Origin of the sequence: Sphingomonas mollis (assembly GCF_016427505.1) — a bacterium.
GTDB lineage: Bacteria > Pseudomonadota > Alphaproteobacteria > Sphingomonadales > Sphingomonadaceae > Sphingomonas > Sphingomonas mollis.
Genome location: NZ_JAELXS010000003.1, coordinates 420,528 through 441,448, shown reverse-complemented (window position 1 = coordinate 441,448; position 20,921 = coordinate 420,528). Strand labels below are relative to the sequence as shown.

Genomic DNA, 20,921 nt, shown 5'->3' with positions numbered 1-20,921 from the left:
CTCGATTTACAGCAGCCTATCTGCCGGCGCCTCAAGCTCCAGCAAACGCCGCTTCGCCGCCAACCCGCCGGCGAAACCCGTCAACCTGCCGGACGTTCCGATCACGCGGTGGCAAGGCGCCACGATCGATAAGGGATTACGGCCATTCGCCGCTCCCACCGCCCGACACGCGGACGGCCGTCCGATCATCGCCGCGATCGCTGCATAGCTCCGCGTTTCCCCATAGTGGATCGTCAGCAGCACCACCCACACCGATCGTTGAAACGCGGTGCCGGCAAACGCCAGCGGCAACGCGAAACTCCGCCGATGCCCGTCGAAATACTCGGCAAGCTGGCGCGATGCTTCGATCAACACCGGGTCCGCCAGATCCTCGGTCATCGGCGGCAACACTACCCGCCGGGGATCGTCATCCGGCCACAGGACGGCCACCAGTTGTCCCGCTCGCGATACCAGCGTCAATTCGCCGACCGGCGACGACATCGTCCGAAACCGCGTGGGGACCATGGTCGTCAACCGTGCCGGTCAGGCATCCAGAATATCCGCGATCTGCGCACCGACGACATCCATGTCCGCCATGCCGTCCACCCGCCTCACCAGACCTCGTGCCTCGTAAATCGGCAGAATTGGCGCGGTCTTGGCACGATATTCAGCCATCCGGGTCGAAACCGTCTCGGCATTGTCGTCGGGGCGGCGCTTGAATTCGGTCGAGCCGCAGACATCGCAGACACCCTCCTGCCTGGGCAGCTTGAACCGGTCGTGATAACCAGTACCGCACTTGCCGCAGGTGTACCGGCCGACGATCCGCTCGATCAGCGCCGCCTCGTCCACGTCCAGTTCGATCACATAATCGAGCTTCTTCCCCCGCTCGGACAACAACAGATCGAGCGCGTCGGCTTGCGCGCCCGTGCGTGGATAGCCGTCGAAGATGGCACCATCGGAAACGCCCTGATCCAGCCGCTCGCCGATCAGCGCCGACACAATCGCATCGGACACCAGTTCGCCGGCGTCCATGACTGCCTTGGCCTGAATCCCGACCGGCGTTCCGGCCTTCACCGCGGCGCGCAGCATATCGCCGGTCGACAACTGCGCCATGCCGCGCTCCTCGACCAGACGCGCCGCCTGCGTTCCCTTGCCCGCGCCCGGCGGACCCAACAGGATGATATTCACTGATCTTCTCCCCGGTTCCGCCGCGATCAGCGCAGGCGGCCGCCCTTGAGCTTCGCCTTCTTGATCAGGTCGCCATATTGATGAGCCAATAGATGCGACTGGATCTGCGTCACCGTATCCATCGTCACGTTGACGACGATCAACAGGCTGGTGCCCCCGAGATAGAACGGGATCGACAGCGCCGACACCAGATATTCCGGCAACAGGCAGATGACCGTCAGATACGCCGCTCCGATCACGGTGATCCGCGTCAGTACATAATCGAAATAATTCTCGGTGTTCTTGCCCGGCCGGATACCTGGAACGAAGCCGCCATAACGCTTCAGGTTATCCGCCGTCTCCTCGGGATTAAACACCACCGCGGTATAGAAGAACGAGAAGAAGATGATCCCGGCCGCATATAGCGCCATGTACACCGGGCTGCCGTGCTGAAGATACTGGTTCAGCGCGATGATAAAGTCGCCCCACTTGCTCTCGCCCGCGACCCGCTGGCCTGCGAACTGCGAGATGGTCAGCGGCATCAGCAGCAGCGACGACGCAAAGATCGGCGGGATGACGCCGGCGGTGTTGATCTTCAGCGGCAAATGACTGCGATCCGCCTGCATCCCGCGCTGCGTCTGGCGCTTGGGATACTGGATCAGAATGCGGCGCTGGGCGCGCTCCATGAAGCAGATGAACAGCACCAGACCGACCACCGCGATGACGATGCCGATCAGCTTGATCGGATCTAGGCTGCCCGAACGGCCACCCTCAAGCAGGTTGACCAGAGTCGTCGGCAGATGCGCGACGATGCCGGCCATGATGATGAGTGATACGCCATTACCGATGCCGCGACTGGTGATCTGCTCGCCCAGCCACATCAGGAACATCGTCCCGCCGATCAGCGACACCACCGCATTGATGCGGAACAGCATGCCCGGTTCGATCACTGCCTGCATACCGTTCGACGCACCCAGCGCTTCAAGACCGACCGCGATGAAATAGCCCTGGATCGCCGTCAACAGCACCGTGCCGTAACGCGTATACTGGTTCAGTTTCTTGCGGCCGCTTTCACCTTCCTTCTTGATCGCAGCGAGCTGCGGCGACAGCGAGGTCGCGAGCTGCACCACGATCGACGCGGTGATGTATGGCATCACGCCGAGCGCGATCAGCGACATCCGGCTCAGCGCACCACCCGAGAAGGTGTTGAAGAAATCGAGCACGCCGCCCGTCGTTCGCTGGCTGAGCAAACCGAGCGCGGTCGGGTCGATCCCCGGCAGCGGCACGAAGCTGAGCAGGCGGAAAACGATCAGCGCACCGATCGTGAACCACAGCCGCTTCTTGAGGTCTGTCGCCTTGGCGAATTTCGCCAGGTTGATGCTTTGCGCCATCTGGTCGGCTGCGGATGCCATGCGTCTATCTGTCCTGGAAACAAAAGCGGCGGGATGCGTTGTGACCCGCCCCGCCGCTCATATAGTCACGCGTGTCGGCTTGTCTAATACCATAGCGCCGCGCCAACCCCTCGGTCGACGCGGCAACCACGGGATCAGGCCTTGAACGACGCCTTGTGCGCCGCGCGCTCCTTGTACTTCACGCCCTTCTTGGCGGCGGCCTTTTCGGCAGCCGGCACGACGTGGATCACATCGACCTTGCCACCCAGCTTTTCGACCGCCTCGATCGCGCCCTTCGATGCACCGGCAACGGTGAACGACAGGACTGTGGTCAGTTCGCCCTTACCGAGCAGACGAACGCCGTCCTTGCCCCCGCGCGCCAGACCAGCAGCCTTCAGCGCGTCGTGGTCGAGCGTAGCGTTCGCCTCGATCTTGCCGGCGTCGACCGCCTGCTGGATCGCGCCCAGATTCACCTCGGCATAATCCTTGGCGAAGATGTTGTTGAAGCCACGCTTCGGCAGACGCATGTGGAGCGGCATCTGGCCGCCCTCGAAACCGGCGATGGACACGCCCTCGCGGCTCTTCTGGCCCTTCTGGCCACGGCCGCCGGTCTTGCCCTTGCCGGAACCGATGCCGCGTCCGACGCGGATCTTCGACTTGCGCGCGCCCTGATTGTCGCGGAGTTCGTTGAGCTTCATGATATGCACTCGCTTTCGCTTGTTACGCGCTGATTGAAAGAAAGGGGGCCGTTTAGCCCCCTCTCCCGTCTTTGTCACCCGGTCAAATTAAGAGCTTTTAGCCCTGAACCTCAACCATGTGCTGGACCTTGCGGATCATGCCGCGGACTTCCGGGCTATCCTGAAGTTCCGACACGCGGTGCATTTTATTGAGGCCAAGGCCGATCAGCGTCGCGCGCTGATCGGAGGTACGGCGGATCGGCGAACCGGTCTGCTTGATCTTGATCGTCGCCATCTTGGATTACTCCACCAACGCCGCGGCATCGACCTCGGCGGTCTGCGCCGAAGCGCCCGCGCCGCGGCCGAGCAGGTCGGCGATCTTCTTGCCACGACGCTGCGCAACGGCCTTCGGCGACGTCTGGTCGCCCAGTGCCTCGAACGTCGCACGGATCATGTTGTACGGGTTGGACGTGCCCACCGACTTCGTCACCACGTCGGCAACGCCGAGCGATTCGAAGATGGCGCGCATCGGACCGCCGGCGATGATGCCGGTACCCTGCGGTGCGGAACGCAGCGTCACGCGACCGGCGCCGAAGTGGCCATTGGCGTCATGATGCAGCGTACGGCCATCCTTCAGCGGCACGCGGACCATGGCCTTTTTGGCCGCCGCAGTCGCCTTCGAGATAGCTTCCGGCACTTCGCGAGCCTTGCCGTGACCGAAGCCGACCCGACCCTTGCCGTCACCCACGACGACCAGCGCAGCGAAGCCGAAGCGCTTGCCGCCCTTCACCGTCTTGGACACGCGGTTGATGTGGACCAGCTTCTCGATCAGCTCTTCGCCACCGTCATCGGTGCCGGGACCGCCGCGACCGCGGTTGTCCCGACCGCCACGACCGCCGTCACGACCGCCACGGTTGCCGCCGGGACCACCGCCACGGTTGCCGCCGGGGCCGCCACGACCACCGCTGCCGCCACCCGGACGACCACGACCGCCGCCCTGGCCCTGATAGCCCGTGCTCTGCTGAGCCTGCGGTGCTGCCTCGGGTGCGCCATCGGCCGGCGCGCCAGGCTGAACCTGGATATCGTTCGTGTCAGCCATTCTTAGAACTCCAATCCGGCTTCGCGCGCGGCTTCGGCCAGCGCCTTGACGCGGCCGTGGAACAGGAAGCCACCACGATCGAACACGACCTGCGTGACACCGGCGGCCAGAGCGGCCTCGGCGACGCGCTTGCCGACTTCGGTCGCCGCGGCGACATTGGCGCCCGACTGGTCACGTGCGGTAAGCGTCGATGCCGACGCCACCGTCAGACCTTGGCGATCGTCGATCACCTGGGCATAGATGTGCTTGCCGGAACGATGCACGGAAAGACGCGGACGCGTGCCCGAGCGCGCACGAAGCGCGGTGCGGTTACGCCGACGGCGCTTCTCGAAAAGAGTCATACCCTTCGACATTACTTCTTCTTCCCTTCCTTGCGGAAGATGAACTCGCCATCGTACTTGATGCCCTTGCCCTTGTACGGCTCGGGCTTGCGCCAGCGACGGATCTCGGCGGCCAGCTGGCCGACCTTCTGCTTGTCGGCGCCCGAAATCTCGATCGTCGTGTTGTCCGGCGTCTTGACCTCAAGACCCTCCGGCACGGCGACATCGACATCGTGGCTGTAGCCGAGCTGCAGCTTCAGGTTGCGGCCCTGCGCTGCGGCGCGGTAGCCGACACCGGTGATGAGCAGCTTCTTGGTGAAGCCGTCCGTCACACCTGTCACCAGGTTCTGCACCAGCGTGCGCTGCATGCCCCAAAAGGCGCGCGCCTGCTTGGTCTCGTTGGCCGGCTGCACCGAAATGCCGCCATCTTCGAGCGTGTACTTGATCTCGTCGCGCAGTGCGAGGTTCAGGGTGCCCTTGGGACCCTTCACGTTCAACTGCTTGCCCTCGATCGTGGCGGTCACGCCGGCCGGTACGGATACCGGCTTCTTACCGATGCGGCTCATCAGAAGACCTCCGCGAGCACTTCGCCACCGACATTCTGTTCGCGCGCTTCCGCGTCGGACAGAACGCCGTTTGGCGTCGAAACGATGGTGATGCCAAGGCCGTTCATGATACGCGGAAGCTCCTGCGAGCCCGAATATACCCGACGACCGGGCTTCGAGACGCGCGCGACATGCTTGATCGCAGGCTGGCCCTCGAAATACTTGAGCTCGATGCGCACGCCGGCAGCGGGGCCCATCTGCTCGTCGCTGTAGCCGCGGATATAGCCTTCGCGCTGAAGCACGTCGAGCACGCGGATACGCAGCTTGCTGGCAGGCGAAAGGACGGAGTCCTTCTTCGCGCGCTGGCCATTGCGGATGCGGGTGAGCAGGTCACCCAGGGGATCGGTCACTGCCATGATAATTCCTTACCAGCTCGACTTCGTGACGCCGGGGATCAGGCCCTTGTTGGCGAGATCGCGCAGCTGAATGCGGCAAAGCCGGAACTTGCGGTAATAGGCGCGCGGACGACCCGTCGTCTCGCACCGGTTACGGACACGAGTGGGATTCGAGTTACGCGGCAACTCTGCCATCTTCAGGCGCGCGATGAGACGCTCGGTCTCGTCGAGCGACTGGTCGTTGGCCATCGCCTTCAGCTTCGCTAGCTTGGGAGCGTACTGCTTCACCAGCTTCTTGCGACGCTCGTTCTTGTTGATCGAACTCAGTTTCGCCATGGACTTAAGCTCTTCCTTGGTAAGCCCTCTCCCGGCGAAGGGAGAGGGGGTAGATCAGGCTGCCTTCTTTTCCTCGGCAGCTTCTTCGATCGGGAACGGGAAGCCGAACAGACGAAGCAGCTCACGCGCTTCATCATCGGTCTTCGCCGTGGTGGTGACGATCACATCCATGCCGCGCACCTTGTCGATGCGGTCATAGTTGATTTCGGGGAACACGATCTGCTCCTTGATGCCGCAGGCGTAGTTGCCACGACCATCGAAGGACTTCGGGTTCAGGCCACGAAAATCGCGAACGCGCGGCAGCGCGATCGTGATGAAGCGGTCGAGGAACTCATACATGCGCTCGCGGCGAAGGGTAACCTTCACGCCGATCGGCATGCCTTCACGCAGCTTAAACTGCGCGATCGACTTCTTCGCCTTGGTGATGACCGGCTTCTGACCGGCGATCAGCTCCATTTCGGAAGCGGCCTGATCGACGCGCTTCTTGTCCTGCGTCGCTTCGCCAACGCCCATGTTCAGCACGATCTTGTCGAGCCGTGGCACTTCGTTGACGTTCTTGTAACCGAACTTCTCGACCATCGCCTTGGCGATCGTCTCGTCGTACATGCCCTTCATGCGGGGCTTGTAGGCATCAGCCATCGATCTTCTCCCCGGTCTTCACGGCCACACGGACCTTCTGGCCATCCTGCGTCTCGAAACGAACGCGGGTAGGCTTGCCGTCGGCGGTCACGTGAGCGACCTTCGATACATGCATCGGCGCCTCGATCTTGACGAGGCCACCCTGCGGCTCGGCCTGGGTCGGCTTGCGGTGGCGGGTCGCGACGTTCACGCCGCCCACGATCACCTTGCCGTCCTTCGGCATCGACTGGGTCACGGTGCCGGTCTTGCCCTTGTCCTTGCCGGACAAGACGATGACCTGGTCACCCTTCTTGATGCGAGCGGTCGCCATTACAGCACCTCCGGCGCAAGGCTGATGATCTTCATGTGCTTCTTGCCACGAAGTTCACGCACGACCGGGCCAAAGATACGGGTGCCGATCGGCTCCTCGTTCTTGTTGACCAGCACGGCGGCGTTGCCATCGAAACGGATGGTCGAACCGTCCGCCCGGTGAATGTCCTTGGCGGTGCGAACGATGACCGCGCGATGCACGTCACCCTTCTTCACCTTGCCGCGGGGCTGTGCTTCCTTGATGGACACGACGATGATATCGCCGACACCCGCCACACGGCGCTTGGAACCCCCAAGCACCTTGATGCACTGCACCCGCTTCGCGCCGCTGTTGTCAGCGACGTCGAGATTGGACTGCATCTGGATCATCGATCCGCTTCCTTCTCGCTCTTGGGGTGGATACCGACCCAACCCCGCCTAAAATAACGACCCCCGGCACGGCGCCATCCGAAGAGGGGCCGCACCAGGGGGAGCGGCCCTTTAGCCACTCCTCGACAGAAACGCAACGCCTCTGTCGTCCACAACCGTGCCACCCGGACCTAGGGCCGGGGTGACAGTCAGTTACGCGTCGACGTCGACCCGCTCGGGCGTCGCATGGGTGTTAACCCGATCGACGACTTTCCAGGTCTTCAGCTTGGAGATCGGCGCGGTCTCTTCGATCCGTACCGTCTCGCCGGCCTTGAACTCGTTCGCCTCGTCATGGGCGTGATACTTCTTCGAACGACGGATGATCTTGCCGTAGAGCGGGTGCTTGACCTTGCGCTCGACATTCACAACCACCGTCTTGTCGCCCTTGTCGGAGACGATCAGCCCGGTCAGCACGCGCTTTGGCATGTGCTCTTCCTTACTTCGCGGGGGCAGCGGAGCGCTGCGCCTGCATGGTCTTGATGCGGGCGATGTCACGACGGACCTCGCGGACGCGGCTCGGCTTTTCCAGCTGGTTCGTCGCCGCCTGGAAGCGGAGATTGAACTGCTCGCGCTTCAACTCGCCCAGGCTCTCGCCCAGCTGGTCGTCGCTCTTGCCGGTGAAATCAGTCTTGGCCATGTTACTCGCCTCCGAGATGCGAGGTGTCGCCGAGGCGGGCAACGACCTTTACCTTGATCGGCAGCTTCATCGCCGCCCGCTCGAACGCCTCAGCGGCGATCTTGCCTTCGACGCCGTCGAGCTCGAACAGGATCCGGCCCGGCTTGACGCGTGCGGCCCAGAATTCCGGCGAACCCTTGCCCGAGCCCATGCGGACTTCGGCAGGCTTGCCCGAGACGGGAACGTCCGGGAAGATGCGGATCCACAAACGCCCCTGGCGCTTGATGTGACGCGTGATCGCGCGGCGGGCCGCCTCGATCTGGCGTGCGGTGATCCGCTCCGGCTCCATGGCCTTCAGGCCATACGACCCGAAGTTCAGCGCGAAGCCGCTCTTGGCATCGCCAGAGATCTTGCCCTTGAACGCCTTGCGGAACTTGGTCTTTTTCGGTTGCAGCATGTCTGTTCCTGCCCCTTAGCGGCGATCGTCGCGCGCAGGGCGCACGCCGGAGGTCTGAGCCTCCATCATCAGCCGGTCGGTCGCCATCGGATCATGGCCGAGAATCTCGCCCTTGAAGACCCAGACCTTAACACCGCAGACACCGTAGGAGGTGTGTGCCGTCGCCTCGGCATAGTCGATGTTGGCGCGCAGCGTATGCAGCGGCACGCGACCTTCGCGATAGCTCTCGGATCGTGCGATTTCCGCACCACCGAGACGGCCGCCGCAATACACGCGAATGCCGTCGGCACCCAGGCGCATCGCCGACTGCACGGCGCGCTTCATCGCCCGGCGGAACGCGATACGGCGCTCCAGCTGGTCGGCGATACCCTGTGCGACGAGACGAGCATCGACTTCCGGCTTGCGGATTTCGACGATGTTGAGCGAGACGTCGGACGAGGTCATCGCCCCGATCGTCTTGCGCAGCTTCTCGATGTCGCCACCTTTCTTGCCGATGATCACGCCGGGGCGTGCGGCGAAGATCGAGATACGGGCCAGCTTGGCCGGACGCTCGATGACCACCTTGGAGATCGCAGCCTGCGGCAGCGTCTTCATGATGTAGGTGCGGATCTTCAGATCCTCGAGGAGCAGACGACCATAGTCGGCGCCCTCGGCGAACCAGCGGCTGTCCCAGGTGCGGTTGATCTGCAACCGCATCCCGATCGGGTTGCTCTTGTGACCCATTATGCTTCTTCCTGCTCGCGCACGACGATGCGCAGACGGCTGAACGGCTTCAGGATGCGCGTCGACTTGCCACGACCGCGGGTCGCGAAACGCTTCATCGTGATCGACTTGCCAACCGAGGCCTCGGCGACGACGAGCGCGTCGACGTCGAGGTTGTGGTTGTTCTCCGCATTGGCGATGGCCGAGGCCAGCACCTTGCGCGCGTCGATCGCCATGCCCTTGGACGAAAAGGCGAGGATGTTCATCGCATCCGACGCCTTCTTGCCGCGGATGAGACCGGCGACGAGGTTGAGCTTCTGGGCCGATCCGCGAATCTGCGTACCGACCGACAATGCTTCCTTGTCGCCAACCTTACGGGGAGCTGCTTGCTTGGACATCAGCGCTTGCCCTTCTTGTCCGCGGCGTGGCCGGGGAAGTAGCGCGTCGGCGCGAATTCACCCAGCTTCATGCCGACCATGTCTTCGTTGACGGAGACGGGAACGAACTTGCGGCCGTTATAGACGTTGAACGTGAGCCCAACGAACGACGGCAGGATGGTGGAGCGACGCGACCAGGTCTTGATCGGCGCACGGCCACCAGCATCCTGTGCCGCTTCGGCCTTCTTCAGAAGGCTCAGTTCGACGAACGGGCCCTTCCAGACTGAACGAGCCATGTGTTAGCCCTTCCTCTTCGTCGAATGACGCGACCGGATGATCATCTTGTCGGTCGACTTGTTGTGACGGGTGCGCGCACCCTTCGTCGGCTTGCCCCATGGCGTAACCGGATGACGGCCACCCGAGGTCCGGCCTTCACCACCGCCATGCGGATGGTCGACCGGGTTCTTGGCAACGCCGCGGGTCAGCGGACGCTTGCCCATCCAGCGCGAACGCCCGGCCTTGCCGAGGTTCTGGTTCTGGTTGTCCGGGTTCGACACCGCACCGACCGTCGCCATGCACTCGCCATGGATGTAGCGCTGCTCGCCCGAATTCAGACGAACGATCACCATGCCGCGGTCACGACCGACGACCTGCACATACGTGCCGGCCGAACGGGCGATCTGGCCACCCTTCATCGGCTTCATCTCCACATTGTGGACGATGGTGCCGACGGGGACTTGGCCCAACTCCATGGCGTTGCCCGGCTTCACGTCGGTCTTCTTCGCCGCGAGCACCTTGTCACCGGCCGCAAGACGCTGCGGCGCGATGATGTAGTTCTGCTCACCATCGGCATAGCTGACCAACGCGATGAACGCGGTACGGTTGGGATCATATTCCAGCCGCTCGACAGTGCCCTCGGAGTCCCACTTGCGACGCTTGAAGTCGATGAAGCGGTACTTCTGCTTATGACCACCCGCGATGCCGCGGCTGGTCACATGGCCCTTGTTGTTGCGGCCACCTGTCTTGGACTTACCTTCGGTAAGCGCCTTGACCGGCTTGCCCTTCCAGAGCTGCGACTTGTCGACCAGAACGAGGCCGCGCTGCGCGGGCGTCGTCGGGTTATATTGCTTGAGTGCCATGATCCTTAGACCCCCGTCGTCACGTCGATCGACTGACCGTCAGCGAGCGTGACGATCGCCTTCTTCATGTCGGACTTCGTGTAGGGCGTGCCCTTCCACTTCTTGGTCTTGCCCTTCTGGACGATCGTGTTCACGCCAAGGACCTTGACGTTGAACAGCGCCTCGACGGCGGCCTTGATCTCGGGCTTGGTGGCGTCGTTCGCCACCTTGAACACGACGGCGTTCTGCTCGGACAGCAGGGTCGCCTTCTCGGTGATGTGCGGCGCAACGATCACGTCGTAATGACGGATGTCGATCCCCGCCTTCTGCGGCTTAGCCATTGAAGCGCGCCTCCAGCTTCTCGACAGCCGAGCGCGTGAGCACCAGCGTGTCTGCCTTGATGATGTCGTACACATTGGCACCGACGGCGGGGAGAATGTCGATCTCGTGCAGGTTGCCGGCGGCAAATGCGAACGAGGTGTCGACCAGATCGCCGTCGATGACGAGCGCACGCTTGCCGAAGCCGAGCTTGGCGAGATCGCCCTTCAGCGTCTTCGTCTTGCCACCCTCGACCGCCAGGTTGTCCATGACCACCAGCGAGCCACCCTTGGCGTGGCTCGACAGGGCCATCTTCAGACCGAGCGCGCGAATCTTCTTGTTCAACGACGGGTTGAAGTCACGGACGCGGGCGCCGTGAGCCTTACCACCACCGATGAAGACGGGCGCGCGACGATCGCCGTGACGAGCCGTACCGCCGCCCTTCTGACGACCAAACTTCTTGCCCGTGCGGGCGACATCGGCGCGCTCGCGCGTACCACGTGCCGTCTCGCGACGCTTTTCCAGCTGCCAGGTGATGACGCGGTGCAGGATGTCGGCGCGCGGATCAAGGCCGAAGACCTCGTCGTTGAGCTCGATGTCCGCTGCGTCGTTACCGGCGAAGGACTTGACTGTGACCTTCACGTGCTCAGTCCTCCTGGCTCGAAGCGGCTTCCGGAGCAGGCTCGGCAGAAGCGGTGTTGGTGGTGGCGACCTTCAGGCCGGCGGGCGTCGGCGCATCGGCATGGCGCGCGGTCTTCACCGCGTCCTTGACGAACAGCCAGCCACCCTTCGATCCGGGCACGGAGCCCTTCACGAAGATCAGGCCACGCTCTGCGTCGGTCGATACGATCTCAAGATTCTGCTGGGTGCGATACTTGTCACCCATGTGACCGGCCATCTTCTTGTTCTTGAAGACCTTGCCCGGATCCTGGCGCTGACCGGTCGAACCGAGCGACCGGTGCGAAACGGACACGCCGTGGGTGGCGCGCAGACCGCCGAAGTTCCAGCGCTTCATGCCGCCGGCAAAGCCCTTACCCTGGGTACGACCCTGGATATCGACATACTGCCCTGCGACGAAGTGGTCCGCCGAAAGCTCCGCGCCGACGTCGAGGAGGTTATCCTCGGTCACGCGGAATTCAGCGAGAACCGCCTTGGGCTCAACCTCGGCCTTGCCGAAGTGGCCGCGCTGCGGCTTGGCGACGTTCTTTGCCTTCGCGACGCCAGCACCAAGCTGAACGGCGGTGTAGCCGTCGATATTCTGTTCGCGGCGGGAAACGACCTGCAAGCCTTCGAGCTGCAGAACGGTAACCGGCACATGCCGACCATCGTCCTGGAACAGGCGGGTCATCCCCATCTTCTTCGCGATCACGCCGGTACGCATGATCCATACTCCTCACAGAGGCACCGTCGGACCATTCCGCCGATGCGTGTCAGCCCGGAATTGCGAAGCGAGCCCCCGTCCCGGGCTGGGTGTCCACTGCGGTAAGGCAACGAACGTGACGGGAGACGCTGGCCCGGCGACCGAAGCCGCCGGCGGTATCTCAAGATGCCGTAACGCTGCGGGACCAGAGTCGACCGCGGCGTGCAAGCCCCTTAGGCGAGCTTGATCTCGACGTCAACGCCTGCGGCGAGGTCGAGCTTCATCAGCGCATCGACCGTCTGCGGGGTCGGCTGCACGATGTCGAGCATACGCTTGTAGGTGCGGACCTCGAACTGCTCGCGCGACTTCTTGTCGATGTGCGGGCCACGGTTGACCGTGAACTTCTCGATACGCGTCGGAAGCGGAATCGGACCGCGGATGAGCGCGCCGGTGCGGCGTGCGGTGTCGGCGATGTCGCCCGTCGCCTGATCGAGCACGCGATGGTCGAACGCCTTCAGACGAATGCGGATGTTGCTGTCCATGATCCCTACCGATGCGAAAGAGCGGGCCGCCAAGCGGCTCTTGGTGATTAAGAAATTCGGATGGTAACCAGACCGTCGAAGCGACGGACATGACTTCCATTAAAACGAAATGGCCGACCCCGTTGCCGGGGCCGGCCACTCCGAAGGCTTGCGCCTATATTACTTGGTGATGCCGCTGACAACCCCTGCGCCGACGGTACGACCGCCTTCGCGGATCGTGAAGCGCTGGCCGATGTCCATGGCGATCGGCGCGATCAGCTTGATGCCAAGCGCGACGTTGTCGCCGGGCATGACCATCTCGGTGCCCTCAGGCAACTCGACGGTGCCAGTCACGTCCGTCGTGCGGAAGTAGAACTGCGGACGGTAGTTGGCGAAGAACGGCGTGTGACGGCCACCCTCTTCCTTCGACAGCACGTAGACTTCCGACGCGAAATCGGTGTGCGGCTTGATCGAGCCGGGCTTGCAGAGAACCTGGCCACGCTCGACTTCGTCGCGAGCGACGCCGCGGATCAGCGCGCCGACGTTATCGCCAGCCTGACCCTGATCGAGCAGCTTGCGGAACATCTCGACGCCCGTGACCGTGGTCTTGCGGACGGTCGGGTGAATGCCGACGATTTCGACTTCCTCACCGACCTTGACGATGCCCGTCTCGACGCGGCCCGTGACCACCGTGCCACGACCCGAGATCGAGAACACGTCCTCGATCGGCATCATGAACGGCTTGTCGAGCGGACGCTCGGGCTGCGGGATGTAGTCGTCGACGGCCTTCATCAGCTCGAGCACGGCTTCCTTGCCGAACTTGTCGTTCGAGCCAGACAGTGCGCAGGTCGCCGAACCCTTGATGATGGGGATATCGTCGCCCGGGAACTCGTACGAGCTGAGCAGCTCGCGGATTTCCAACTCGACCAGCTCGAGGATTTCCTCGTCGTCGACCAGATCGACCTTGTTCATGAACACGACCATCGCCGGCACGCCGACCTGACGGGCGAGCAGGATGTGCTCGCGGGTCTGCGGCATCGGGCCGTCGGTGGCCGACACGACCAGGATCGCGCCGTCCATCTGCGCTGCGCCGGTGATCATGTTCTTCACATAATCGGCGTGGCCCGGGCAATCGACGTGCGCATAGTGACGGGCAGTCGTCTCGTACTCGACGTGCGCGGTCGAGATCGTGATGCCGCGCTCACGCTCTTCCGGTGCCTTGTCGATGTTGGCGAAATCGACGGCGGTACCGCCGGTCGTCTCGGCCAGCACCTTGGTGATCGCGGCAGTGAGCGACGTCTTGCCATGGTCGACGTGACCGATGGTGCCGATGTTGAGATGCGGCTTGTTCCGCTCGAATTTTGCCTTTGCCATTTTCCTACCTTCTGATTCGGATTCGGTGCCGCCGAGGCCACGCGAACGCGGCCCCATAACGACTGATTGGTGGTTACGCCAGCCCTGCGCCGAAGCGCGTCAGGCCATCTTCGCCTTGATTTCGTCGGCGACGTTCGTGGGAACCTCGTCGTAGTGCGAGAACTGCATCGAATACTGCGCCCGCCCCTGTGTGAACGAACGAAGCTGGTTCACGTACCCGAACATGTTGGCCAGCGGCACCATTGCCTCGACCGTCTGCGCGTTGCCGCGGCTGTCGGTGCCCTGAATCTGACCACGACGGCTGTTCATGTCACCGATGACGTCACCCAGATAATCTTCCGGGGTAACGACCTCGACCTTCATGATCGGCTCGAGCAGCTTGATGCCCGCCTTCTGCGCCGCTTCGCGCATCGCGCCACGGGCACAGATTTCGAACGCCAGCGCCGACGAGTCGACGTCGTGGTACGCGCCGTCATACAGATGGACCTCGAAATCGATGATCGGGAAGCCGATCAGCGAGCCCGACTCGGCGGTTTCGCGCATGCCCTTCTCGACCGAGGGGATATATTCCTTGGGAATATTGCCGCCCTTGACCTCGTCGAAGAACTGGAAGCCCGAGCCACGCTCACCGGGAATGACGGTCAGCTTGACGCGACCGAACTGACCCGAACCACCCGACTGCTTCTTATGCGTGTAGTCGATATCGACCTTCTTGCCGAGATACTCGCGATAGGCGACCTGAGGTGCGCCGACGTTCGCCTCGACCTTGAACTCACGCTTCATGCGATCGACCAGAATCTCGAGATGAAGCTCGCCCATGCCCTTGATGATGGTCTGACCCGATTCGGGGTCCGACGACACGCGGAACGAGGGGTCTTCGCGTGCAAGACGATTGAGCGCGACGCCCATCTTCTCCTGGTCGGCCTTGGTCTTCGGCTCCACCGACAGCTCGATGACGGGCTCGGGGAACTCCATCCGCTCCAGGATGATCGGATCGCCGATCGCGCACAGCGTGTCGCCCGTGGTCGTATCCTTCAGGCCCGCCAGCGCGACGATGTCGCCTGCGAACGCTTCCTGGATGTCCTCACGGCTGTTCGCATGCATCAACAGCATGCGACCGACCTTTTCCTTCTTGTCCTTGACCGAATTCGTGACCTGCGACGCCGCCTCGAGCTTGCCCGAATAGATGCGCGCGAAGGTCAGCGTGCCGACAAACGGATCGTTCATGATCTTGAACGCCAGCGCTGAGAACGGCTCGCTGTCCGACGACGGACGCTCGTCCGGCGTCACGCCGTCGAGCTTCAGGCCCTGAATGGCGGGAACGTCCAGCGGCGACGGCAGATAATCGACGACGGCGTCGAGCAGGGGCTGCACGCCCTTGTTTTTGAACGCCGAGCCGCACACCACCGGCACGAATGCCATGCTGAGCGTACCCTTGCGGATCAGCTTCTTCAGGTCGGCCGTGCTCGGCTCGTTGCCCTCGAGATATGCCTCCATCAGGTCGTCGTCCTGCTCGACGGCCATCTCGATCAGGTCGCTGCGATACTTCGCGGCCTTCTCGGCCATGTCGGCCGGGATGTCCTGATATTCGAACTTCGCACCCAGACTCTCTTCGAGCCAGATGATCGCACGGTTCTCGACCAGATCGACCAGGCCCTTGAAGCCACCTTCCATGCCGATCGGCAGGTACAGGACGGCCGGACGGGCGCCGAGACGCTCGATGATCGAATTGACGCAGAAATAGAAATCCGCGCCGGTACGGTCCAGCTTGTTGACGAAGCACATGCGCGGCACGCCGTACTTGTCGGCCTGACGCCACACGGTCTCGGACTGCGGCTCGACGCCGGCAACGCCGTCGAAACAGGCGACCGCGCCATCCAGCACGCGCAGCGAACGCTCGACTTCGATCGTGAAGTCGACGTGGCCAGGCGTATCGATGATGTTGATGAGGTGCTCTTCGCCCTTGCCCTCTTCGGCGCGCCACTTGCACGTGGTCGCAGCCGACGTGATCGTGATCCCGCGCTCCTGCTCCTGCTCCATCCAGTCCATCGTCGCGGTGCCTTCATGCACTTCGCCGATCTTGTAGGACTTGCCGGTGTAATAGAGGATTCGCTCGGTCGTCGTCGTCTTGCCGGCGTCGATGTGCGCCATGATGCCGATGTTACGATAGCGATCGAGCGGATGGCTGCGGGCCATGATCGTATTTCCTTAGCGATGTGGGGAGCAGGCACATGGCCGGCTCCCCACGATATAGGTTAGATTAAAGGCGCTTCCAACCCTACCAGCGGTAGTGGCTGAATGCACGGTTCGCCTCGGCCATGCGATGCGTGTCTTCGCGCTTCTTCACCGCGTTGCCGCGGTTGTTCGACGCGTCGAGCAGTTCGCCGGACAGGCGCGCCGACATGGTGTTCTCGCTGCGGTTGCGGGCGGCGGTGATCAGCCAGCGGATCGCCAGTGCCTGCGCACGCTCGGGACGCACCTCGACGGGAACCTGGTAGGTCGCACCACCAACGCGGCGCGAACGGACCTCGATGCCCGGCTTGATGTTGTTCAGGGCGTCGTGGAACACGCCGATCGGCTCGCGCTTGGCACGCTGCTCGACGGTTTCCATTGCACCGTAGACGATCAGTTCCGCGACGGACTTCTTGCCGTCCAGCATGACCGAATTCATGAACTTCGACAGAACCTCATCCCCGAACTTGGGATCAGGCAGGATGACCCGCTTTTCGGGACGACGACGACGTGCCATTTCAAATTCCTTCTAACTTCAGCCTTTGGTGACGAAACCAGTTCGTCGGCTTACTTCGGACGCTTTGCGCCGTACTTGGAACGCGACTGACGCCGGTCCTTCACACCCTGTGTATCGAGCACGCCGCGCAGGACGTGGTAACGAACACCGGGAAGATCGCGAACACGACCGCCACGGATCAGGACCACGGAGTGCTCCTGAAGGTTATGGCCTTCACCCGGAATGTAGCTGATGACTTCGCGCTGGTTGGTCAAGCGAACCTTGGCCACCTTGCGCAGAGCCGAGTTCGGCTTCTTCGGGGTCGTCGTGTACACGCGGGTGCAAACGCCACGCTTCTGCGGATTTGCTTCCATCGCAGGGACCTTGGACTTGGCCTTCTGCGGATCGCGGCCCTTGCGGACCAGCTGGTTGATCGTGGGCATTGAAGCCTTCACCTTTCAGATGGTTACTTTGCTGGAGCCATCACGCCCTAGAATACAAAAAGAGCCTGCCAGCGACGCTTGCGCCGCCCGAGGCCCGTTCAAATCCCAGCAATGTTCAAGCATGCCTTTGGGGAACGAGCCCCCGAATGCAGGCGCCGCCTATACGCACGAGGCCCGGACAGGTCAACCGACCGCCGGCTCTCTATCCCCGATAGTTGGCGAAAGATGCGCGGCAGGATGACGAAGACGGCTTGCCCCATCCGATCGATGCCGGTAATGGCCCGATCCGCACAGGGGTGTAGCTCAGTTGGTTAGAGCGTCGGTCTCCAAAACCGAAGGCCCTCGGTTCGAGTCCGAGCTCCCCTGCCACTATCCCGGCATACCCGGTCGATAGAGTTGCCTCGGGCAACACCCTTCTGGATTATCACCGTACCAGTGATCGCTTGCCTGAGAGCCTGCGCAATCGATACATCTTCATGACCAAACTTCGGCACCGACCGGTACAGGCGCTTCGATCATGCGAACCGCCGGCATGAGGAAACCAATGTGATCCGTCTGGAAGTATGTGTCGAGGATCTGGCCGGCATTGATGCGGCCATCGCCGGCGGCGCCGACCGAATCGAACTGTGCAGCGCGCTCTCGGTCGGCGGATTGACCCCGGCCGGCTCGCTGATTCGCGCTGTCGCCGACGTCCCCCTTCCCGTCCACCTCCTGTGTCGACCGCGCGCGGGCGGCTTCATCTACACGACGGCGGAACAGACGCTGGTGGCTGACGACATCAGGACAGCCGCCGAAGCCGGTCTGGCGGGTGCGGTCATCGGCGCCAATGATCCGGTCGGCCATCTCGACACATCGCTGCTAGCCGAATGGGTAGCATTGGCCCGGTCGCTGGCGGTCGATCGGGGCAGGCCGCTATCTTTGACGCTGCACCGCGCCTTCGATCTCTGCCCCGACCTGACCAAAGCCCTCGACGAGGCGATCGAACTGGGATTCGACCGCATCCTGACATCGGGCGGCACGCCGAAGGCGATCGACGGCATCGCGACGCTTGCCGACCTGCACCGGCGAGCCGCCGGCCGGATCGGCATCCTGCCCGGCAGCGGTATCGATCCGACAACATTGCCCGCTATTCTCGCCACGGGTGTCGACGAGGTTCACGCTTCGTGCCGCCGACCCATCGCCGAACGGGCCGGGGAGATGACGGAACGCCGTTTCGGCTTCGTCGCCGATCCGAACATGGCGACTGATGCCGGCGCCGTAGCGACCCTCAAGGCAATGTTAAGGGCGCATGAATAGCGCTTGAATGATACCAATCTATGACTTAGCAATTGCCGGACGGGGGTTTGCGGTTGCCGGATCGTCCGATGGTCATGTCTTGCGGGTGGTTGCCGACCTGCCTGCCCGACGGATGTGGCCCTGACCGCCCCTCGATTCGAAGGAGCCTTGGGTGATTGCCATGACCGACCCGTCCACCGCCACCGCACCCGAATCCACGTTGATGTTCCGTGAGGCGGCGGAGGCCGGGGCCGCCGTGTCGCGCATGCTTGCCGCCAACACCGCCGCGCTGACCGCGCTGGGCGAACGCCTTCGTGCCACACCGCCCGCCGTCGTCGTCACCTGCGCCCGCGGATCGTCGGACCATGCCGCGACCTATGGTAAATATCTGATTGAGACGATGACGGGCGTTCCCGTCGCGTCGGCCGCGCCATCGGTTGCCTCGATCTATGCCGCCGCCCCCGCCAGGGGGTCGATCGGCATGCTGTGCATCGCCATCTCGCAGAGCGGCCGCAGCCCCGATCTGCTTGCCACCGTCGCCACCTACAAGGCCGCCGGCGCGCATGTCGTTGCGCTGGTGAACGATGAGACATCGCCGCTGGCCGAAACGGCGGACACGCTGATCGCGCTGAAGGCAGGACCCGAAAAGTCGGTCGCCGCCACCAAGTCCTATATCGCCGCCCTCGCCGCCCTCAGCGCCATCGTCGCGCACTGGTCCGGCGACGATGCCCTGACCGATGCGGTCTCGACATTGCCGACCCGCCTCGAACAGGCATGGGGCCTTGAATGGACCGGGATGGCCGCGATGCTGCACGATGCGCGCAACCTGTTCGTGATCGGTCGCGGTCTGGGCTACGGCATCGCGCAGGAAGCGGCCCTGAAACTGAAGGAAACCTGTGCGTTGCATGCGGAAGCGTTCAGCGCGGCGGAGGTGCGCCACGGACCGATGGCGATCGTCAACGACGGCTTCCCCGTCATCGCCTTCGCCACGTCCGACACGGCCGGTGACGGCGTGCGCGACGCCGCCGCCGAGTTCGCCGCCCGCGGCGCGCGTGTCGCCCTCGCCGATGCCGGCGCGAATGGCGGCGGCGACGCCCCTGCCCTCGCCGCCCATCCCGCGATCGAACCGATCCTGATGATCCAGAGCTTCTATCGCATGGCCAACGCCCTGTCGCTCGCACGCGGTCTGAACCCCGACGCGCCGCAGCATCTCAGCAAGGTTACCCGCACGCTATGACGCTCCATCGTTTCATCAACGGCCATGTCGTCACCGATGCCGGCGTGCTGCCCGGCGCGGCGATAGCCGTGAAGGCGGGCCTGATCGTCGCCGTATCGCCGGATCATGAAGGCGGCGACACCGTCGATCTGGACGGCGGCTGGCTGGTGCCGGGCTTCATCGATACGCAGGTCAATGGCGGCGGCGGCGTGCTGTTCAACGACGCCCCCACGGTCGAGACGATCGCGGCGATCGGCGCCGCTCACGCGCCCTATGGCACGACCGGCTATCTCCCGACGCTCATCAGCGACGAGGCGGCGGTGATCGAGCGCGCGCTCGATGCGACCGATGCGGCGATCGAGGCGGGCGTCCTCGGCGTGGTCGGCATCCATGTCGAAGGACCGGTCATCAACCTGTCGCGCAAGGGCATCCACGATCCTGCGCGCTTCCGCCGGCTCGGCCCGGACCTGATGGACCTGCTGACGCGGCCGCGCCGTGGCCGCGTGATGCTGACGCTGGCGCCCGAACTGGTGAGCTCGGCCGAAATTCACACGCTGACCTCTGCGGGCGTCATCGTCAGCATCGGCCACAGCGACGGCGATTACGAGACGACGCGCGATCGCATCGCCGATGGCATCACCGGCGTCACGCACCTCTACAACGCCATGTCGCCGCTGGTTCAGCGCGCGCCCGGCGTCGTCGGTGCCGCGCTGGAGGACCAGTCGATCTATTGCGGGCTGATCGTCGATGGCTTCCATGTCCATGACGCGGCACTCCGCATCGCGCTGCGCGCCCGTCCGATCGATCGCTTCATGCTGGTGACGGACGCGATGCCCTGCGTGGGTGCCGCGTCGAAGGACTTCGTGCTGCAGGGTCGCCAGATCACGGTCGAAAACGGCCGCTGCGTCGGCCCCGATGGCACGCTGGCCGGTTCCGACCTCGACATGGCCGCCGCCGTCCGAAATTCTGTGGAGCGACTCGGCCTGAGCGTCGCACAGGCCGCGGCGATGGCGGCCACCTCACCCGCCGCCTTCCTGCGCCTGTCGGACGAGCGCGGCACGATCACCCCCGGCAAGCGCGCCGATTTCGTCCAGCTGACCGCCGACCTTTATCCGGCCGGCACGTGGATCGGCGGCACGCCGATCGCCTGA

31 protein-coding genes and 1 tRNA gene are annotated in these 20,921 nt (G+C 63.5%); 4 read left to right on the top strand and 28 right to left on the bottom strand.

The genetic code is table 11. The features are described from left to right. Positions 1-6 precede the first annotated feature (6 nt). The 28 genes from JAO74_RS07865 to rpsL all read right to left on the bottom strand — a co-directional run bounded on the left by JAO74_RS07865 (position 7) and on the right by rpsL (position 17,279). Entirely contained in the window at positions 7-480 is a 474-nt protein-coding gene (locus tag JAO74_RS07865; RefSeq protein WP_199036690.1) for a methylated-DNA--[protein]-cysteine S-methyltransferase, read from the bottom strand. Positions 481-522: 42 nt separating this feature from the next. Further along, positions 523-1,167, bottom strand: coding sequence for an adenylate kinase (locus JAO74_RS07860; RefSeq protein WP_199036688.1), 645 nt, complete (start codon positions 1,165-1,167; stop codon positions 523-525). Between the two features lie 26 nt (positions 1,168-1,193). Next, the gene (gene secY, locus JAO74_RS07855; RefSeq protein WP_199036686.1) at positions 1,194-2,558 is read right to left on the bottom strand and encodes a preprotein translocase subunit SecY; all 1,365 of its coding nucleotides are present in this window, start codon (positions 2,556-2,558) and stop codon (positions 1,194-1,196) included. Between the two features lie 134 nt (positions 2,559-2,692). Continuing rightward, positions 2,693-3,235: a 50S ribosomal protein L15 gene (gene rplO / locus JAO74_RS07850; RefSeq protein ID WP_199036684.1), complete on the bottom strand. Its 543-nt coding sequence runs from the start codon at positions 3,233-3,235 to the stop codon at positions 2,693-2,695. 97 nt (positions 3,236-3,332) lie between these two features. After that, positions 3,333-3,509 carry a 50S ribosomal protein L30 gene (gene rpmD, locus JAO74_RS07845; RefSeq protein WP_199036682.1) on the bottom strand — a complete coding sequence of 59 codons (177 nt, stop codon included), beginning with the start codon at positions 3,507-3,509 and terminating at the stop codon, positions 3,333-3,335. A 6-nt stretch (positions 3,510-3,515) separates the two neighbouring features. Next, positions 3,516-4,313 carry a 30S ribosomal protein S5 gene (gene rpsE / locus JAO74_RS07840; RefSeq protein WP_199036680.1) on the bottom strand — a complete coding sequence of 266 codons (798 nt, stop codon included), beginning with the start codon at positions 4,311-4,313 and terminating at the stop codon, positions 3,516-3,518. A 2-nt stretch (positions 4,314-4,315) separates the two neighbouring features. Then, complete coding sequence (rplR, locus tag JAO74_RS07835; RefSeq protein ID WP_056530700.1) at positions 4,316-4,666, bottom strand: 50S ribosomal protein L18; 351 nt, start codon at positions 4,664-4,666, stop codon at positions 4,316-4,318. Next, entirely contained in the window at positions 4,666-5,199 is a 534-nt protein-coding gene (rplF, locus tag JAO74_RS07830) for a 50S ribosomal protein L6 (RefSeq protein WP_199036678.1), read from the bottom strand. The genes rplR and rplF overlap by 1 nt, the downstream gene beginning before the upstream one ends. Beyond that, positions 5,199-5,594 (bottom strand): 30S ribosomal protein S8, encoded by a 396-nt coding sequence (gene rpsH / locus JAO74_RS07825; RefSeq protein WP_056530707.1) that lies wholly within the window; start codon positions 5,592-5,594, stop codon positions 5,199-5,201. Before rpsH ends, rplF begins: the two co-directional genes overlap by 1 nt. Before the next feature lie 9 nt (positions 5,595-5,603). Further along, entirely contained in the window at positions 5,604-5,909 is a 306-nt protein-coding gene (gene rpsN, locus JAO74_RS07820) for a 30S ribosomal protein S14 (protein ID WP_056530710.1), read from the bottom strand. Positions 5,910-5,963: 54 nt separating this feature from the next. After that, entirely contained in the window at positions 5,964-6,548 is a 585-nt protein-coding gene (gene rplE, locus JAO74_RS07815) for a 50S ribosomal protein L5 (RefSeq protein ID WP_056530713.1), read from the bottom strand. Further along, entirely contained in the window at positions 6,541-6,858 is a 318-nt protein-coding gene (gene rplX / locus JAO74_RS07810) for a 50S ribosomal protein L24 (RefSeq protein ID WP_199036676.1), read from the bottom strand. The genes rplE and rplX overlap by 8 nt, the downstream gene beginning before the upstream one ends. Further along, positions 6,858-7,226, bottom strand: coding sequence for a 50S ribosomal protein L14 (gene rplN, locus JAO74_RS07805; RefSeq protein ID WP_056530720.1), 369 nt, complete (start codon positions 7,224-7,226; stop codon positions 6,858-6,860). The genes rplX and rplN overlap by 1 nt, the downstream gene beginning before the upstream one ends. 192 nt (positions 7,227-7,418) lie before the next feature. After that, positions 7,419-7,691 (bottom strand): 30S ribosomal protein S17, encoded by a 273-nt coding sequence (gene rpsQ / locus JAO74_RS07800; protein ID WP_056530723.1) that lies wholly within the window; start codon positions 7,689-7,691, stop codon positions 7,419-7,421. Positions 7,692-7,701: 10 nt separating this feature from the next. Then, complete coding sequence (gene rpmC, locus JAO74_RS07795; protein ID WP_056530727.1) at positions 7,702-7,902, bottom strand: 50S ribosomal protein L29; 201 nt, start codon at positions 7,900-7,902, stop codon at positions 7,702-7,704. A 1-nt stretch (position 7,903) separates the two neighbouring features. After that, positions 7,904-8,338 (bottom strand): 50S ribosomal protein L16, encoded by a 435-nt coding sequence (gene rplP / locus JAO74_RS07790; RefSeq protein WP_056530730.1) that lies wholly within the window; start codon positions 8,336-8,338, stop codon positions 7,904-7,906. Positions 8,339-8,353: 15 nt separating this feature from the next. After that, on the bottom strand, positions 8,354-9,061 hold the full coding sequence (rpsC, locus tag JAO74_RS07785) for a 30S ribosomal protein S3 (protein WP_056530733.1): 708 nt from the start codon (positions 9,059-9,061) through the stop codon (positions 8,354-8,356). Next, complete coding sequence (rplV, locus tag JAO74_RS07780) at positions 9,061-9,438, bottom strand: 50S ribosomal protein L22 (RefSeq protein WP_056530736.1); 378 nt, start codon at positions 9,436-9,438, stop codon at positions 9,061-9,063. Before rplV ends, rpsC begins: the two co-directional genes overlap by 1 nt. Beyond that, entirely contained in the window at positions 9,438-9,713 is a 276-nt protein-coding gene (gene rpsS / locus JAO74_RS07775) for a 30S ribosomal protein S19 (protein WP_056530739.1), read from the bottom strand. The genes rplV and rpsS overlap by 1 nt, the downstream gene beginning before the upstream one ends. Before the next feature lie 3 nt (positions 9,714-9,716). Beyond that, positions 9,717-10,556 (bottom strand): 50S ribosomal protein L2, encoded by an 840-nt coding sequence (gene rplB, locus JAO74_RS07770; RefSeq protein WP_199036674.1) that lies wholly within the window; start codon positions 10,554-10,556, stop codon positions 9,717-9,719. A 5-nt stretch (positions 10,557-10,561) separates the two neighbouring features. Then, positions 10,562-10,876 carry a 50S ribosomal protein L23 gene (locus JAO74_RS07765; protein WP_056530744.1) on the bottom strand — a complete coding sequence of 105 codons (315 nt, stop codon included), beginning with the start codon at positions 10,874-10,876 and terminating at the stop codon, positions 10,562-10,564. After that, entirely contained in the window at positions 10,869-11,495 is a 627-nt protein-coding gene (rplD, locus tag JAO74_RS07760) for a 50S ribosomal protein L4 (protein ID WP_199036672.1), read from the bottom strand. The genes JAO74_RS07765 and rplD overlap by 8 nt, the downstream gene beginning before the upstream one ends. Before the next feature lie 4 nt (positions 11,496-11,499). Continuing rightward, the gene (rplC, locus tag JAO74_RS07755) at positions 11,500-12,234 is read right to left on the bottom strand and encodes a 50S ribosomal protein L3 (RefSeq protein WP_199036671.1); all 735 of its coding nucleotides are present in this window, start codon (positions 12,232-12,234) and stop codon (positions 11,500-11,502) included. Positions 12,235-12,446: 212 nt separating this feature from the next. Beyond that, complete coding sequence (rpsJ, locus tag JAO74_RS07750) at positions 12,447-12,755, bottom strand: 30S ribosomal protein S10 (RefSeq protein WP_007406109.1); 309 nt, start codon at positions 12,753-12,755, stop codon at positions 12,447-12,449. Between the two features lie 159 nt (positions 12,756-12,914). Further along, a complete protein-coding gene (gene tuf / locus JAO74_RS07745) occupies positions 12,915-14,108 on the bottom strand; it encodes an elongation factor Tu (RefSeq protein ID WP_199036793.1) in 1,194 nt (397 codons plus the stop codon). A gap of 99 nt (positions 14,109-14,207) precedes the next feature. Beyond that, positions 14,208-16,304: an elongation factor G gene (gene fusA, locus JAO74_RS07740; RefSeq protein ID WP_199036669.1), complete on the bottom strand. Its 2,097-nt coding sequence runs from the start codon at positions 16,302-16,304 to the stop codon at positions 14,208-14,210. Between the two features lie 82 nt (positions 16,305-16,386). After that, complete coding sequence (gene rpsG, locus JAO74_RS07735; RefSeq protein ID WP_056530758.1) at positions 16,387-16,857, bottom strand: 30S ribosomal protein S7; 471 nt, start codon at positions 16,855-16,857, stop codon at positions 16,387-16,389. A 50-nt stretch (positions 16,858-16,907) separates the two neighbouring features. Continuing rightward, positions 16,908-17,279, bottom strand: coding sequence for a 30S ribosomal protein S12 (rpsL, locus tag JAO74_RS07730; protein WP_010164594.1), 372 nt, complete (start codon positions 17,277-17,279; stop codon positions 16,908-16,910). 292 nt (positions 17,280-17,571) lie between these two features. On the opposite strand from rpsL, the gene JAO74_RS07725 reads away from it, so the two are divergent. The 4 genes from JAO74_RS07725 to nagA all read left to right on the top strand — a co-directional run bounded on the left by JAO74_RS07725 (position 17,572) and on the right by nagA (position 20,921). Continuing rightward, positions 17,572-17,648, top strand: a tRNA-Trp gene (locus tag JAO74_RS07725). Positions 17,649-17,825: 177 nt separating this feature from the next. Further along, positions 17,826-18,575 (top strand): copper homeostasis protein CutC, encoded by a 750-nt coding sequence (locus JAO74_RS07720; RefSeq protein ID WP_332908751.1) that lies wholly within the window; start codon positions 17,826-17,828, stop codon positions 18,573-18,575. A gap of 160 nt (positions 18,576-18,735) precedes the next feature. Further along, positions 18,736-19,791 carry an SIS domain-containing protein gene (locus JAO74_RS07715; RefSeq protein WP_199036789.1) on the top strand — a complete coding sequence of 352 codons (1,056 nt, stop codon included), beginning with the start codon at positions 18,736-18,738 and terminating at the stop codon, positions 19,789-19,791. Further along, positions 19,788-20,921 (top strand): N-acetylglucosamine-6-phosphate deacetylase, encoded by a 1,134-nt coding sequence (gene nagA, locus JAO74_RS07710; RefSeq protein WP_199036667.1) that lies wholly within the window; start codon positions 19,788-19,790, stop codon positions 20,919-20,921. The genes JAO74_RS07715 and nagA overlap by 4 nt, the downstream gene beginning before the upstream one ends.

What these genes read in the sequence shown, in the direction of transcription:
- rplO (WP_199036684.1), bottom strand. Translation starts at nt 3,235, where the DNA reads ATGAAGCTCAACGAACTCCGCGACAATCAGGGCGCGCGCAAGTCGAAG.
- rpsH (WP_056530707.1), bottom strand. Translation starts at nt 5,594, where the DNA reads ATGGCAGTGACCGATCCCCTGGGTGACCTGCTCACCCGCATCCGCAAT.
- rpsJ (WP_007406109.1), bottom strand. Translation starts at nt 12,755, where the DNA reads ATGGACAGCAACATCCGCATTCGTCTGAAGGCGTTCGACCATCGCGTG.
- JAO74_RS07765 (WP_056530744.1), bottom strand. Translation starts at nt 10,876, where the DNA reads ATGGCTAAGCCGCAGAAGGCGGGGATCGACATCCGTCATTACGACGTG.
- tuf (WP_199036793.1), bottom strand. Translation starts at nt 14,108, where the DNA reads ATGGCAAAGGCAAAATTCGAGCGGAACAAGCCGCATCTCAACATCGGC.
- rpsN (WP_056530710.1), bottom strand. Translation starts at nt 5,909, where the DNA reads ATGGCGAAACTGAGTTCGATCAACAAGAACGAGCGTCGCAAGAAGCTG.
- JAO74_RS07865 (WP_199036690.1), bottom strand. Translation starts at nt 480, where the DNA reads ATGTCGTCGCCGGTCGGCGAATTGACGCTGGTATCGCGAGCGGGACAA.
- fusA (WP_199036669.1), bottom strand. Translation starts at nt 16,304, where the DNA reads ATGGCCCGCAGCCATCCGCTCGATCGCTATCGTAACATCGGCATCATG.
- secY (WP_199036686.1), bottom strand. Translation starts at nt 2,558, where the DNA reads ATGGCATCCGCAGCCGACCAGATGGCGCAAAGCATCAACCTGGCGAAA.
- rplR (WP_056530700.1), bottom strand. Translation starts at nt 4,666, where the DNA reads ATGTCGAAGGGTATGACTCTTTTCGAGAAGCGCCGTCGGCGTAACCGC.
- rpmD (WP_199036682.1), bottom strand. Translation starts at nt 3,509, where the DNA reads ATGGCGACGATCAAGATCAAGCAGACCGGTTCGCCGATCCGCCGTACC.
- rplF (WP_199036678.1), bottom strand. Translation starts at nt 5,199, where the DNA reads ATGAGCCGCATCGGTAAGAAGCCGGTATCCGTACCGGCCGGCGTGACC.
- rpsS (WP_056530739.1), bottom strand. Translation starts at nt 9,713, where the DNA reads ATGGCTCGTTCAGTCTGGAAGGGCCCGTTCGTCGAACTGAGCCTTCTG.
- nagA (WP_199036667.1), top strand. Translation starts at nt 19,788, where the DNA reads ATGACGCTCCATCGTTTCATCAACGGCCATGTCGTCACCGATGCCGGC.
- rplN (WP_056530720.1), bottom strand. Translation starts at nt 7,226, where the DNA reads ATGATCCAGATGCAGTCCAATCTCGACGTCGCTGACAACAGCGGCGCG.
- rpsQ (WP_056530723.1), bottom strand. Translation starts at nt 7,691, where the DNA reads ATGCCAAAGCGCGTGCTGACCGGGCTGATCGTCTCCGACAAGGGCGAC.
- rpsC (WP_056530733.1), bottom strand. Translation starts at nt 9,061, where the DNA reads ATGGGTCACAAGAGCAACCCGATCGGGATGCGGTTGCAGATCAACCGC.
- JAO74_RS07715 (WP_199036789.1), top strand. Translation starts at nt 18,736, where the DNA reads ATGACCGACCCGTCCACCGCCACCGCACCCGAATCCACGTTGATGTTC.
- rplE (WP_056530713.1), bottom strand. Translation starts at nt 6,548, where the DNA reads ATGGCTGATGCCTACAAGCCCCGCATGAAGGGCATGTACGACGAGACG.
- rplV (WP_056530736.1), bottom strand. Translation starts at nt 9,438, where the DNA reads ATGTCCAAGCAAGCAGCTCCCCGTAAGGTTGGCGACAAGGAAGCATTG.
- rpsG (WP_056530758.1), bottom strand. Translation starts at nt 16,857, where the DNA reads ATGGCACGTCGTCGTCGTCCCGAAAAGCGGGTCATCCTGCCTGATCCC.
- rpmC (WP_056530727.1), bottom strand. Translation starts at nt 7,902, where the DNA reads ATGGCCAAGACTGATTTCACCGGCAAGAGCGACGACCAGCTGGGCGAG.
- rpsE (WP_199036680.1), bottom strand. Translation starts at nt 4,313, where the DNA reads ATGGCTGACACGAACGATATCCAGGTTCAGCCTGGCGCGCCGGCCGAT.
- rpsL (WP_010164594.1), bottom strand. Translation starts at nt 17,279, where the DNA reads ATGCCCACGATCAACCAGCTGGTCCGCAAGGGCCGCGATCCGCAGAAG.
- rplP (WP_056530730.1), bottom strand. Translation starts at nt 8,338, where the DNA reads ATGCTGCAACCGAAAAAGACCAAGTTCCGCAAGGCGTTCAAGGGCAAG.
- rplC (WP_199036671.1), bottom strand. Translation starts at nt 12,234, where the DNA reads ATGCGTACCGGCGTGATCGCGAAGAAGATGGGGATGACCCGCCTGTTC.
- rplX (WP_199036676.1), bottom strand. Translation starts at nt 6,858, where the DNA reads ATGGCGACCGCTCGCATCAAGAAGGGTGACCAGGTCATCGTCTTGTCC.
- rplB (WP_199036674.1), bottom strand. Translation starts at nt 10,556, where the DNA reads ATGGCACTCAAGCAATATAACCCGACGACGCCCGCGCAGCGCGGCCTC.